Annotated in this window: 6 protein-coding genes; 4 read left to right on the top strand and 2 right to left on the bottom strand. The window is 69.8% G+C overall.

Translation table 11 applies throughout. The features are described from left to right. Positions 1 to 25: 25 nt before the first annotated feature. From ACEN9Q_RS07420 to ACEN9Q_RS07405, 4 genes are all read left to right on the top strand, one after another. A complete protein-coding gene (locus ACEN9Q_RS07420; protein WP_495627878.1) occupies positions 26 to 3,754 on the top strand; it encodes a TonB-dependent receptor in 3,729 nt (1,242 codons plus the stop codon). Positions 3,755 to 3,770: 16 nt separating this feature from the next. Beyond that, positions 3,771 to 6,209 carry a glycoside hydrolase family 95 protein gene (locus ACEN9Q_RS07415; protein WP_495627877.1) on the top strand — a complete coding sequence of 813 codons (2,439 nt, stop codon included), beginning with the start codon at positions 3,771 to 3,773 and terminating at the stop codon, positions 6,207 to 6,209. Next, positions 6,206 to 9,322, top strand: a complete 3,117-nt coding sequence (locus ACEN9Q_RS07410) for a GDSL-type esterase/lipase family protein (protein ID WP_495627876.1) — start codon at positions 6,206 to 6,208, stop codon at positions 9,320 to 9,322. Before ACEN9Q_RS07415 ends, ACEN9Q_RS07410 begins: the two co-directional genes overlap by 4 nt. Before the next feature lie 103 nt (positions 9,323 to 9,425). Next, complete coding sequence (locus ACEN9Q_RS07405) at positions 9,426 to 11,351, top strand: NPCBM/NEW2 domain-containing protein (protein ID WP_495627875.1); 1,926 nt, start codon at positions 9,426 to 9,428, stop codon at positions 11,349 to 11,351. Positions 11,352 to 11,409: 58 nt separating this feature from the next. On the opposite strand, the gene ACEN9Q_RS07400 is transcribed toward ACEN9Q_RS07405, so the two are convergent. Beyond that, positions 11,410 to 12,702, bottom strand: coding sequence for a sugar porter family MFS transporter (locus ACEN9Q_RS07400; RefSeq protein ID WP_495627874.1), 1,293 nt, complete (start codon positions 12,700 to 12,702; stop codon positions 11,410 to 11,412). Continuing rightward, positions 12,699 to 14,324, bottom strand: a complete 1,626-nt coding sequence (locus ACEN9Q_RS07395; RefSeq protein WP_495627873.1) for a glycoside hydrolase family 32 protein — start codon at positions 14,322 to 14,324, stop codon at positions 12,699 to 12,701. Before ACEN9Q_RS07395 ends, ACEN9Q_RS07400 begins: the two co-directional genes overlap by 4 nt. Positions 14,325 to 14,404 lie beyond the last annotated feature (80 nt).

Below are 14,404 nucleotides of genomic sequence, written 5' to 3'. Positions count from 1 at the left end.
GCATACCTACAATGGAGACCCTATCGTGAGAGAGAGCACATCATATCCGCTGCGGCCGAAGCGCCTGAGCCTGGCCGTGTCGCTGGCCCTGGCTTCGCTGATCGTCGGCAGCGCCGCCGTGGCGCAGGAGAACCCGGCGCCGGCCGGGGACGGCGCCAGCGGCGAGAAAATCGCCCGGGTGGTGGTGAGCGCGACGCGCGCCTCGCAGCAATCGAGCATCGACCGCACGAAGAACGCGGCCACCGCGATCGATTCGATCGTCGCCGAGGACGTCGGCTCGCTGCCGGACCGGAACGTCGGCGAGGCGATCTCGCGCATGTCGGGCATCGCGCTGGACCGGGGCGACTACGGCGAAGGCGTCAGCGTCGCCGTGCGCGGCAATTCGGCCGACCTGACCCGCGTCGAGATCGACGGCCAGGGCGTGCAATCGGCGGGCGGCGCCGACATGGGCGGCAACAGCGGCGCCAGCGGCCGCGCCGTCGAGTTCCGCCAGCTGTCGTCCGACCTGATCAAGAGCGTGGACGTGGTCAAGGGCTCGACGGCCGACATGACCGAGGGCTCGCTGGGCGGCGGCATCATCATCAAGACGCGCACCGGCCTCGATTTCAAGAAGCCCTTCGCGTCGGTGCGCGTGGCCGCGTCGCAAACGTCGCTGAACAAAAAATGGAAGCCGGATGCAAACCTGATCCTGGCGGACAAATTCCTCGACGGGCGCCTGGGCCTGCTGCTCAACGCATCGTCGACGACGCTGGCGAACGAGTCGCACTCGCAGCAGAACGCCTTCAGCGCGCTGCAGGGCTATTACCGCGTGGCCGACTTCGACAATTCGCCGCAGAAGACCTTCAGCTTCCTGCCCGCCACGCTGAACCGGGCCGACGCCAGCGTGGACCAGCCGCTGCTGCAATCGCCGCTGACCGGCGGCGGCTTCTTCAACTCGGCGACGCCGCTGTCGGTGCTGACCCAGTCGGCGGCAGCGCGCACCAAGGCCGACTGCTACGCCGCCTTCCCGGCCATCGCCGCCGCCCAGTTGAACACGATCGCGTCGAACAGCCGCAACGCGGCCCAGTCCCAGCGCGGCAACGAGCTGGCGACCTGCCTGAACCAGTGGAACGACTACACGCCGTCGAACGTGCGCTACTTCGTCAAGCGCGAGATCGACAGGCGCCAGGACCTGGACCTGCGCGCCGACTTCAAGGTCGACAACCACCTGACCGTCTACGCCAAGGGCAGCTACAACCGCCGCCGCGACGACATGTCGCAGCTCACCTACACGCTCGGCAACGTGCTGACCAACACCGGCACGACGATCAGCCCGGCCTTTACCGGCCGACCGTACGTCGACGACACCGCGGCCGGCGTGCGCAACGCGGTGCCGGGCTCTGGATACTACCTGTACGACACCCCGACCACGCGCAGCAACGGCTATCCGCTGGCGGGCACCGTCGTCAACATCGTGCCCGGCTCGATCGTCGCCGACGCCAACCACCACCTGACGTCGTACCAGATCACCGACGGCCAGGCGACCACCGACCAGTTGCACGACATCGCCGACATCACGGCGAAATACTTCCAGCTGGGCGGCACCTACCGGAACGGCGGCCTCACCGCGGAATTCTTCGTCGGCGACGCGCGCTCGGATTTCCAGCGCGCCCAGAAGCGCATCAGCTTCACCAATTTCTACGGCCCGACCACGATGTCGGTCCTGCCGAACGGACTGTGGACCTACAGCTTCCCCGGCAGCGGCTTCAATCAGGCCGATCCGGCCCAGTACGTGCGCGTGTTCCCGGCCACCGGCAACACCGCCGCGCAGCCGCTCGGCCCCCTCAACACGCGCGCCGCGCCGGCGTACACGATCGCGCAACAGCCGCTGCTGAGCTCTTCGTCGCCGCGCACCGAGGCGTTCTGGAACCCGCAGATCCGCGCCACCGAGGAGCGCACCGCCAAGCTCGATCTCGCGTGGGCGACGCCGGAGTCGGTCCCGTTCTTCAAGCGCTTCAAGGCCGGCTTCAACCTGCGCGACAACCGCGTCGACAACTGGAATCCGGGCGACGGCAACAGCGGCGGCATCGTGCTGCAGGCGGCGAACGGCACCTATGGCCAGCCGGGCTACCAGGCGCCGATCGTGCTCCCGACCCCGATCGCCCGCGACGTGGTCCAGGCCTGCCAGGACACCCCGGGCTCGCTGGGCCCAGGCGGCAAGCCGTGCCAGTACGGCTATGTCTCGAACCCCGACCCGCGCCTGGCCCTGAACGGCACGACGCAACTGACGCCGCAGCAGTTCCAGGACCTCGTGTCGCAGGTCCTGACCGGCAAGGCCACGTCGACCCAGTTGTTCAGCGGCGCCAGCGGACGCCCGGCCGGCATGCTCGACAACTGGACCCAGATCGACGTCGAGAAAGCCTTCGGCCTGATCGGCGCGCCCAACAACAATTACGACTGCGTCAAGCACTGCACCGCCAACGACGGCAAGGTCTACGACCAGCCGGTGCAGAAGCTCAAGGAACGCACGCAGGCGTTCTACATCATGGGCGACTTCGGCATCGACCACATCCCGTTCACCGATCGCGCCCTGCCGTTCGGCTGGGAGATCGACGGCAACCTGGGGTACCGCTTCGTGCGCACGAAGGTCAGCGGCCTCGGGATGATGACGCTGAGCTCCATCACCCCGACCGCGTCCTACGACCCGCTCAACCCGACCGCGCCGGGCGGCACCGTCACCAACACGTACATCCGCAACACCGCCGTCAACGCCAGCACCACCGACTTCCTGCCGACGTACAACCTGGCGATGTGGATGGTCCCGGACAAGCTGGTCGTGCGCTACAGCCGCGCGCGCACCGTGGCGCGGCCGCCGATCACGCAGCTGCTGCCGGCCGGCACCTGCATCTACGACGAGACGCTGGCCGTGGGCGGCGAAGTCGCCCAGCGCTGCAGCGGCACGCTCGGCAACCCTGCCCTGCAGGCGCAGAAGAACCTCAACCAGAACCTGAGCCTCGAACTGTATCCGAACAAGGACACGATGTTCACGGCCGCCATCTTCCGGCAGAAAGGCATCATCGGCCCCGCGCTGAGCCAGGGCGTCAACAAGCTGCCGCTGTTCGCCGGCTCGCCGCTGGTCGACCCGGCCACGGGCACCGACCTGTCGACCATCCCGTTCAACTATTCGATGTGGATGAACGGCGCCGCGACGACCCGCAAGGGCCTCGAACTGGGCACCAAGACCGCGTTCACCTTCCTGCCCTGGGCGCTGCGCTACACCGGCTTCGACGCCAACGTGACGAAGCTGCGGTCGATCACGACCAGCGAGAACGCGGTCGACCTGCTGACCGGCGCCCCGCTGCCGCCGCAGCGCGAGTCGAAGTATTCGTACAACTGGGCGTTGTGGTACGACGACGGCCGCCTGTCGGCGCGCGTCGCGGTGCAGGCGGTGGCTTCCTACTTCACCTGCATCGCCGGCTGCACCCAGCAGGCCGCGATCCAGAACTACCCGGGCGTCGGGGTCCAGCTCACCAAATTCCCCTACAATCCGGGTTCGCCGAACTACAAGGACACCACGCGCTTCATCGACGCCAAGCTCGCGTACAAGCTGCGGCCGAACGTGGAGGTCTTCGTCGAGGGCCGCAATCTCGGGAATGCGACCACCACCAACAGCCAGGGCGCGTCGACGCCGTTTGCCGACGGGACGCCCAACCTGCTGGACTACGCGTATGCCGGCCGCCGCATCATGGTCGGTTTGAACTTCCGTACCTTGTGACCGACAGGAGACACTCTTGAATCGACAACACCCGTCCCGGCCGGCGCGCCGCAGCTTCATGGTGTCGACCGGGCTGGCGCTGGCCATGCCGGGCCTCGCCGGCGCCACCGTCGTCGCCGCGACGACGCACGACCGCGACAGCCTGAGCCTCTGGTACGACAAGCCGGCCGGCCCCTGGGTCGAGGCGCTCCCGATCGGCAACGGCCGGCTCGGCGCCATGGTGTTCGGCCGCGCCGCGCAGGAACGCGTGCAGCTGAACGAGGACACGCTGTTCGCCGGCGGTCCGTACGATCCGAGCAACCCGGACGCGCTGGCGGCGCTGCCGCGGGTGCGCGCGCTGATCGACCAGGAAAAGTTCAAGGAAGCCGCGGACCTCGCGAGCGCGTCGATGATGGGCAAGCCGATGCGCCAGATGCCGTATGGCGCCGCAGGCGACCTGCTGCTCGACTTCCCCGGCGTGCAGGGCGCGGCCCACTACCGGCGCTCGCTCGACCTCGACACGGCGGTCGCGACGGCCAGCTTCACGGACGGCGCCACGCGCCACCTGCGCGAAGCGTTCGCCAGCGAACCGGACCAGGTCGTGGTGCTGCACCTGACGGCAACGGGCGGCCGCCCGCTGGACCTGGACGTGGGTTACCGCGCACCGGCGAACGTCAAGTACGGCGATACGCAGACGCCGCCCGCGCCTTTTCAAGGTGCCGCCTGGGACCTGCGCGAGTCGACGGATGCCAGCCAGCGCCCGGCCACGCTCGCCATCCGGCCGGACGGCGCCGGCGCGCTGCTGGTCGAGGGCCGCAACCAGCCGGCGCAGGGCATTCCCGCCGCGCTGCGCTACGCAGTGCGCGTACGCGCCGTCGGCGACGGCACGGCCAGCGTCGACGGCGACCGCCTGCGGGTGCGCGGCGCCACGGCCATCACGCTGCTCGTCTCCTGCGCCACCAGCTACGTGAACTACGCCGACGTGAGCGGCGACCCGGTCGCGCTCGTCCGCGCCCGCACCGACGCGGCCGCGCGCAAGCCGTACGCGCGCCTGAAGGCCGACCACGTCGCGGCCCACCGGGCGCTGTTCCAGCGCTTCTCGATCCGGCTCGGCGGCGGCGCCGTCGATGCCCGTCCCACGCACGAACGCATCGCCGTGTCGGAAGCCGCGCCCGACCCCGGCCTGGCCGCGCTGTACGTGCAATATGCGCGCTACCTGCTGCTGGCGTCGTCGCGTCCGGGCTCGCAGCCCGCCAACCTGCAGGGCCGCTGGAACGAGGGGAACAATCCGCCCTGGGGCGGCAAGTACACGATCAACATCAACACCGAGATGAACTACTGGCCCGCGCACGCCGCCAACCTGGCCGAATGCGTGGAACCGGTGCTGCGCATGATCGAGGACCTGGCCGTCACCGGCGCCGTCACGGCGCGCAAGCACTATGGCGCGCGCGGCTGGGTGACCCACCACAACACCGACCTGTGGCGCGCCACGGCGCCGATCGACGGGCCGAATTTCGGCATGTGGCCGCTCGGCGGCGCGTGGATGTGCAAGACGCTGTGGGACCACTACGAATACCACCCGGACGAGGCCTGGCTGCGCCGCATCTACCCGCTGCTGAAGGGCGCCGCGCTGTTCTTCGTGGACGCCATGGTCGAGGACCCGAAGGGCCGCGGCCTGGTGACGTCGCCGTCGATGTCGCCGGAACACAACCACCATCCCGGCGTGGCGCTGTGCGCCGGACCGGCCATGGACCGCCAGATCATCCGCGACCTGTTCGGCTGGACGCTGCAGGCGCATGCCGCGCTGAAGGATCCGGATGCCGGCTTCGCCACGACGCTGGCGACGATGCGCAAACGCCTGCCCGCCGACCGGATCGGCGCGCTGGGCCAGTTGCAGGAATGGCTGGAGGACTGGGACGCGAAGAAGGACACGCACCGCCACGTGTCGCACCTGTACGGCGTCTACCCGAGCGAACAGATCAACGTGCGCGACACGCCTGACCTGATCGCAGCGGCCAAGGTATCGCTCGACATCCGCGGCGACAAGTCGACGGGCTGGGCGACGGCCTGGCGGCTGGTGCTGTGGGCCCGCATGGGCGACGGCGACCGGGCCCACGCGATCCTCACCGGCCTGCTCGGCCCCACGCGCACGTATCCGAACATGTTCGACGCGCATCCGCCGTTCCAGATCGACGGCAATTTCGGCGGCACCGCCGGCATCCTCGAGATGATCGTGCAGTCGTGGGGCGGCGAGATCCAGCTGCTCCCCGCCCTGCCCGCGGCCTGGCCCGAGGGCGCGCTGCGCGGCGTGCGTGCGCGCGGCGGCGTGGAACTCGACATCGACTGGGCGCAAGGCCGCCTGCGCCGGGTCGCCCTGCGCGGAAGGCCGGGCGCCGCGGTGCGCCTGCGCCACGGCACGCGGCTGCTGGACGTCACCCTGGACCGCAACGGCCGCGCCACCCCGGAGATCATATGAAACCATCCCTGTACTCTTTTCTGCTGCTGGCGCTGGCCGCCGCGCCGGCATGGGCCGGCCCGGTGCCGGCGCCGCTGCGCTTCAGCTTCGCCGGCCCGGAGACGCCGGGCATGCAGGCGGCCGCCTGCGGCCACGGCGACGACGTCCCGGCCTATGACGCGGGGCGCGGCTGGGGCTTCGTCGCGCAGACCGGCGCCCGGCCGCCACGGCCGGTGCACAGCGCCGGCATCCGCTGCACCGGCACGGCCGCCGTCATCGAGGAAGCGGCGTTCGACGGCGACAACCGTTTCGGCATGGCGTTCCGCGTGAAGGTCCCGCCGGGCACCTACGACATCCGGGTGCGCGCGACGGCGGGCGCGGACGACGCCACGGTCTCGATATCGGGCATGCAGACCAGCCGCCTGCTCAAGCCGTCCAGCTGGGACGCGGCGGGCCTGCTGCCCAACCGGACGCTCATGCGCGTGGACGGCCACGAATGGCGCTACCGCTACGTGAACGGCCAGGCGTTCATCGACATCGAGGTCGAGCCCAACCGCACCGGCACGCCGGTCGGCATCGAGGCGCTGGAGATCGTGCCGGTGGCGCCTGACGCCCGGCCGGCCGGCACGCTGCCGGCCGTGTTCACGCTCGGCGACTCCACGGTCAAGTCGTACACGTTCGAGGAAGCGCCGATGAGCGGCTGGGGCCAGGTCTTCGGCAAGCTGTTCGACCCGGCCCGGGTGCGCGTCGTGAACTACGCCAATGGCGGGCGCTCGTTCCGCAACGCCTATGCCGAAGGCCGCTTCAACGACCTGCTGCTGGCCGGGTACCCGGGCGACGTCGTGCTGATCCAGTTCGGCCACAACGACGAGAGCGAGGACGAGACCAGACGCTGGGGCCGCGGCGCGACGGAGGCGACGTACGAGGCCATGATCCGCGACGTCTACCTGCCGGCGATCCGCGCGCGCGGCATGAACGCCGTGCTGGTGACGCCGATGTCGCGCGTGAACGGCGCGCAGCCGCCCGGCCGCCCGTACGAAAACTCGTTCCGGAAGCGCCGCTTCCCGGATGTGATGCGCAGGGTCGCCCGCGACGCCGGCGTGCCGCTGGTCGACCTGAACGCGCGCAGCGTCGCGTACTACAACGAAGCGGGCGTGGCCGCCGTGACGGCGATGATGATGTCGATCGAGGCCGGCGAAACGCCCGGCAAGACCAACGACGGCAGCTATGCCAACGGCCATCCCGCCAACAAGATCGACGGCACCCACTTCAAGGAAGCGATGGCCAAGCAGTACGCGCGCATGGTCGTGACCGGACTGGCGCAGCTCGCGCAGCAGGGCGATGCGGTCGCGGCGCGGGTGGCCGGCGCGCTGCGGGCCGACGTGCGGGCCGCGATCGGCACCGGCGACTGGTCCGCGATCTATCCGGAGATCGCGGCCGACATCCGGTCCGGCGACGGCGCGTACTACCGCAACCAGATCGAGAAGCTGATCCAGCTCGGCGCCCTGCGCGAGGACGCGCAGGGTAACGTCCATCCGCAGGCGCCGATGGACACGCGCGAATTCGCCGCCGCGCTTGGCCGGCTGCTGCACCTGCCCGAGGGCGCACTGGCAGGCTATCCCGCCGGCCCGCTGCGGCGGGAAGTCATGGGCGCCATCGTGGACGACGCCTACCACCTGCGCTTCGCCGCGAAGCCGCGCTACATGACCGACTACAACGGCCGGACCGTCGTGCCAGGCTCCCCGGGCTACGACCCGAATCTGGACACGGGCGCGCACGGCGCCATGTACTACCCGCTGGTGGACTGGGCACAGCTGGAGGACCGCGCGGCCCTCGCCCCCGCCCTCGCGGCCAGGGTCGAGGATGCGTACCGGCTGGGATTGATCCGCTCGGAGGCGGGCATCGCGCGCGGCCGCATGGTCGATGGCCGGCTGCTGGAGCCGCAGGCGACGGTCACCCGCGCCAAGGCCGCCAAGACGCTGTACTTCATGTGGGTGCTGGCGCAGCCGCCGCAGGTGGAGAACGACCGGCTCGCGCCGCCGGCGCAGGCCTATCAAAGCCCCGGCGTCGCCTACAACATGCCGGTGTTCGCCCCGGCGCTGAAGGCGCGGATGCGCTATCCGCTGGCGTGGTCGCCGCAGGTCACGGACCTGCCGGCGTGGCGCGAGCGCGGGCGCGCCGCGCTGTGGCAGGCCACGCTGCAGGAGCGCGACGATACGCCGTTCGCGCCGGAAGTCATCGCGGAACAGGACCGCGGCAGCTACGTCGCGCGCCAGGTGGTCTTCAACATCACGGCCGTGAGCCGCGTGCGCGCCCTGCTGCTGGTGCCGACATCCGCCGGCAGGCACCCGGCCGCGCTCATGCTGCACGACCATGGCGGCAAGTTCGACATCGGCAAGGAAAAGATGATCGAACCGTTCGGCGAGGCCGACGCAGCCCGCCACGCGTCCGCGCAGGCCTGGGCGGACAAGCACTTTTCCGGCCGCTGGCCCGGCGACGCGCTGGCCGCGCGCGGTTATGTGGTGCTGTGCGCGGATGCCGTCGGCTGGGGCGACCGCGGCCCGCTGACGGGCGAGGCCCAGCAGGCGCTGGCGTCCAACTTCTTCAACCTGGGCAGCTCCCTCGCCGGCAACATGGCGCTCGAGGACGTGCGCGCGGCGCGCTTCCTCGCGTCGCTGCCGGAAGTCGACGGCAAGCGCGTCGCCGCGCTGGGCTTTTCGATGGGCGCCTTCCGCGCGTGGCAGGTCGCAGCGCTGTCCGACGACATCGCCGCCGTGGTCGCGTCGAACTGGATGGCCACGGCGGACGGCCTGATGGTCCCGGGCAGCAGCACGCTGCGCGGCGGGTCGTCGTTCCAGATGATGCATCCCGGCCTGCTGCGCTGGCTCGATTATCCGGACGTGGCGAGCCTCGCCGCGCCGAAACCGGCCCTGTTCTTCGCCGGCGAGACCGACAAGCTGTTCCCAGTCGCCGCCGTGCGCGACGCATACGCGAAGATGGCGCAGGTGTGGCGGGCCTGGGGCGCGGCCGACCGGTTCGAGGGGGTCGTGCGGCCGGGCGGCCACGAATTCCCGCGCGCGGTGCAGGACCACGCCTACGACTGGCTCGACCGCCAGTTCGGCGCCCGGCGCTGAAGCCTGCATATTTTAATATAGCACCTGACAGTTTTAATAATTGTCGTGCAGCCCCGCGATCCAGATAATCCAGCTACATTCATCAATCGAACTGGAACTTCTGATGCAAGCGCAAAGGTCTTTATGCCGGCTGCCCCGCCTGGTCCTGATACCCCTGTTGTTCGCGGCGGCCGCGACGCACGCCGCAACCGATCCCCTCGCCCCGACGGCGCACTGGAGCGCCTACACGGCCGGCCGCGCGTCGGTGCCGCCGATGGGCTGGAGCAGCTGGAACGCGTTCGGCACCGATATCGACGAAGCGAAGATCATCGGCTCGGCCAAGCGCATCGTCGACAGCGGCCTGGCCGCCAAGGGATATCGTTACATCAACATCGACGACGGGTGGGCGCTACGCCGCCAGGTGCCGGACGGACATCTGGTGATCCGGCCCGACCGTTTCCCGTCGTCCGTCACGGGCGCCGCCAGCACCTTCCGCCCCCTCACCGACAAGCTGCACGCGATGGGACTGAAGGCCGGCATCTATTCCGACCTTGGCCGCAACACCTGCTCGCAAGCCTATTCCGGCACCGACACCGACCTCCCCAAGGGCAGCGTGCTCGAACGCGAGATCGGCCTGTACGGCCATATCGACCAGGACATCAAGCTCTTCTTCACCGACTGGGGCTTCGATTTCATCAAGGTCGACGGCTGCGGCCTGCGCGCGTACGGCCCCGCCAGCCCGAAGGTCCGCTCGGGCCAGTACCGCGCGCTGACGCCGGTGCTGGACCTGGAATCGGTCGCCCGTTCGAATATCCCGGCGGTGCAGGCGGAATTCACGCAGATTAACGCGGCGCTCCAGCACAACAATCCCGACGGCGACTTCCTGCTGTCGCTGTGCGTCTGGGGCGCGGCCGACGTGCGCGCGTGGGGCAAAAACTTCGGCAACATCTCGCGCACCAGCGACGACATCCGGCCGTCCTGGACCCGCATGCTGAGCAACTTCGACAGCGCGGCACGGCGCGCGCTGTATGGACATCCGGGCAGCTGGAACGACCCCGACATGCTGTTCATCGGCGCCGGCGATTTCGATGCCGGCCACCTGGTCGAAGCCAGGTCGCACTTTGCGCTCTGGGCCATGCTGAACGCGCCGTTGATGACGGGCGCCGACCTGAGGACGACGCCGCAGGCGCTGATGGACATCTTCGGCAATGCCGACATCATCGCGGTCAACCAGGACCCGGCCGGCAACCAGGCGACACTCGCCTACGACGCCGACGACCTGGAAATCCTCGTCAAGACGCTCGCCTCCGGCCAAAAGGCGGTCGCGCTGTTCAACCGCGGCTTCGCGCCGATCGACGTCGACCTGACCGCCGAGCACCTCAAGTTCCGCAAGGACGCGCCAGTCACGCTGACCGATCTCTGGACCAGGGCCGACACCTCGTTCACGAACGAGACCAAGATCCGCGTCGCGCCGCGCGAGACGCGGATCTTCCGCGCCCAGGGTACGCGCGTGCTGGCGCAGGGCATGTATCTGTCGGAACAGCCGGGCAGCGTGAATCCGGCCGTCGACGGCGTGAGCGCGCCGCAGGCCGATCCGACGATCTTCCGCTCGTCGTTCGGCTGGACCGGCACCAAGGGCCAGGGCGAACGGCCGATGTACGCCGGCTGGGGCGGCGCGCGCGCCGACAGCACACCGTACGGCCAGATACTGCAGATCGCCGGCACGCCTTACGCTTCCGGCATCGGCATCCTGGCCAATTCCCGGCTCGAGGTGCGCAACCACGGCTACCGCCGCCTGGACGCGCGGGTCGGCGTCGACGATTCCGCCCAGGACCGTACGCATGCCGTGACCTTCATGATCTACGGCGACGGCAAGCTGCTCGCCACGAGCAAGCCCTCGCGTTGGGGCCAGCCGGCGCAGGCATTGGGCGCCGACGTCGCGGGCGTGAAGGTGATCGAACTGGTGGCGCGCAGCGCGGGCGGCGCCAATGAGCAGCTGCCGGTGAGCTGGGGCGACGCGGCGCTGTTGTCGGCGGCGCAGACGCGCTGACCGGCGCGGCCGGGGACATGCCGGGCGGCCGTGAGGTCGCCCGGCGTGGCACCTGCCGTCACACGTCGATATCCTCCAGCCGCGCCCCCTTCGTCTCGACGAAATAGCGGGCCACGACGAACAGCTGCACGAGCATCGCCACCGCGAACAGGATGAACGGCAGGCCCTTCGAACGCGCGGCCATGGCGGGGAACACGCCGGCGACGATGGCGTCCATCAGCCAGTGCGTCGACGCGCCCAGGCTTTGTCCGCGCGCCCGCACCTCGGTCGGAAAGATCTCGGCGATGTACACCCAGATCACCGCGCCCTGCGAAAACGCGAACGCCGCGATGAACAGGACCAGTGCCCACAGGAGCAGGTCGCGGTGCAGGCCGCTCCACTGGATCCAGGCGGTCGCCGCCAGCGCGACGACCATCCCGACCGAGCCCACCATCAGCAGGGTCTTGCGTCCGAGGCGGTCGATGACGGTCAGCGCCAGCAGCGTAAACACCAGGTTGGTGGCGCCGATCGCCACGGACTGGAGATCGGCCGACATCTTGCCGAATCCGGCGGCGGCGAAGATGTCGTTCGCGTAGTACAGGATGGCGTTGATGCCCGACAGCTGGTTGAACGCGGCGATCGCGAAGGCCAGCAGCATCGGCTTGCGGTAGCGGCGCCACGACAGCTTCGAGCCGGCGGCCATGTGGCCGCGCGCATAGCTGGCCAGTTCGCCCGCGACGTCGGCGGCGCCGATCTCGCGCAGCACCTGCTCCGCCTCCTTGCCCCGGCCCTTCACCGCCAGCCAGCGCGGGCTGTTCGGAATGACGAACAGGAGGCCGAACAGCAGCAGCGCGGGCAGCGCCGCGACCCCGAACTTCCAGCGCCACTCGTCCGCTCCCGATTCCGCCAGGCCGACCAGGTAATTGCTCAGGTACGCGACGAGGATGCCCAGCACGATGTTGAACTGGAACGCGCCGACCAGCATGCCGCGCCGGTGCGCGGGCGCGATCTCGGCGAGATAGATGGGCGCCAGCACCGACGATGCGCCGATGGCGATCCCGCCCAGCACCCGGGCCGCGACCAGCACCGCGAGGCTCGGCGCGAACAGGCAGCCCAGCGCCGACACGACATACAGCGCGGCGATGGCGCGCAGGCAGTTGCGGGCTCCGAAGCGGTCGCCCGGGCGCCCCGCGAACAGGGCGCCCAGCAGGGTGCCCCACAACGCACTCGACACGGTCATGCCGAGGCCACCCGGATCGAGTCCGAACGCCTGCGTGAGGCCTTGCGTGGTGCCGGCGATGACCGCCGTATCGAATCCGAACAGCAGCCCCGCCAGGCCGCCGACCAGTGTTCCCTTCAACAGCGTATTCATTGCGCTTCCTTCCAGATCGAATTCAGGGACCAGACGTTCAGGTCGCGCACGTGCGCGTCCCCGTCCACGCTGAACAGGCTGACGCCGTCCGCGCCTGTCGTCGGGAACACCTGGTCGGTCAGCACCGCCTCGCCTTCCCCGGCGAACACCGTCACCGATCCGCGGTCGACGAGGATCCGCAGCGGCAGCCCGGCCTCCGGCAGCGCGACCGGTGCGGTATGCCTCGCCGCGAACTGCGGATGGAAACCGGTCGCGCCCGAGCGCGTGCGATCCACGTACACCACGCCCTGCGCGGCGTCGTAGCCGATCTCGGTGACCGCGTCCTTCCCCAGCCGGACGCCGGCGCGCGTCGCGGTGCCCGGCTTCAGGATCATCCGCAGTTCGAGCGGCGCGCGCGCGGCGCCGGCCAGCGGCACGGCCTGCGCACCGCGCGCGATGGTCTGCGCCGGCGTGCCGAACAGCAGGCGGCTGCGCAGACGCTGCGCTTCCGCGACCGGCTGCTGCACCAGCGTCACGTGCCCGTTCACCGTGCGCAGGCCGAGTTCGCGCGGCAGCGCCTGGGCGCTGCGCCATGGCGCCGTCGGCACCTTTTCGCCGTACAGCCAGTTGTTCATCCAGCCGACGAGCAGGCGGCGTCCGCCGGGCGCATCGTTGTAGGTGACGCCGGCGTAGAAGTCGGCGCCGTAGTCCAGCCACCGGGGCGCGTCGGCGTCGGTGCCGGCGGCGCGGTCGCGCGTAAACGTCTTGCCGTCGAAGTCGCCGACGAAGTACTGCATGCCCGAGCCGCCGGCCGGGCCGCCCGGATTGAGGCTGATGATGAGGACCCATTTGCGGCGCGCGGGATCGCCGTCGACCGGGAGCTCGACCAGGTCGGGGCACTCCCACACGCCGCCCGCCGCGCCGGCCGGGCCGAACTCGCCCGTCCACTCCCAGTGGATCAGGTCGCGCGAGCTGTAGAACAGGGCCTTGTGCCGCTGCGCCGCCACGGTCGCCAGCACCCACTTGTGCCCAGGCTCGTACCAGAACATTTTCGGGTCGCGGAATTCGCGGTACTCGGCCGCGTATTGCGCCGGCGGTGCGGGAATCACCGGGTTGCCGGCGTATTGCGTCCAGGTGCGGCCGCGATCGAGGCTGTAGGCGATCGACTGCGCCTGCGTGCCGGCCCGGACAAGCTTGCCGTTCAGCGTGCGCGCCTGCGGGAACATGGCCGTGTAGATCGCCACCATGGCTGGCTTGCCCGGCTGGCCGAAGCCGCTGGTATTGGCGTGATCGACCACCGCGCTGCCGGAAAAGAACATCTGCGTGATCTTGCCGCCGGCGTCCTTTTCGACGGGCAGCGCCAGCGGCAGTTCGGTCCAGTGCAGCAGGTCGGTGCTGACCGCGTGGCCCCAGGACATGTCGCCCCAGGTGTTCTGGTTCGGGTTGTGTTGGTAGAACAGGTGATATTCGCCGTCGAGGTACACGAGGCCGTTCGGATCGTTCATCCAGTTGCGCTGCGGGGAGAACGATAACTGCGGGCGAAACGGTTCGTCGTGCGCGGGCGCGGGCGACCGGCTGGCGCAGCCGGCGGACAGCAGCGCCGCGCCGATGGTCAGGAGGGGAAGTCGGGAAGTCAAAGCCACGGGGTGTTCCTTGTTGTTGTCGAAGACGGGCAGGCGCGCGCCGGCCGTGCCGGCGGCCTGCCCCTATTCAGAAGTCGGCG

The organism is Massilia sp. Masssp93 (assembly GCF_059491295.1).
Note: the sequence above shows the minus strand (reverse complement) of the source record. Positions and strands in the feature narration are given on the sequence as shown.

Coding starts and splice junctions, on each gene's coding strand:
- ACEN9Q_RS07410 (WP_495627876.1), top strand. CDS start 6,206: ATGAAACCATCCCTGTACTCTTTTCTGCTGCTGGCGCTGGCCGCCGCG.
- ACEN9Q_RS07405 (WP_495627875.1), top strand. CDS start 9,426: ATGCAAGCGCAAAGGTCTTTATGCCGGCTGCCCCGCCTGGTCCTGATA.
- ACEN9Q_RS07400 (WP_495627874.1), bottom strand. CDS start 12,702: ATGAATACGCTGTTGAAGGGAACACTGGTCGGCGGCCTGGCGGGGCTG.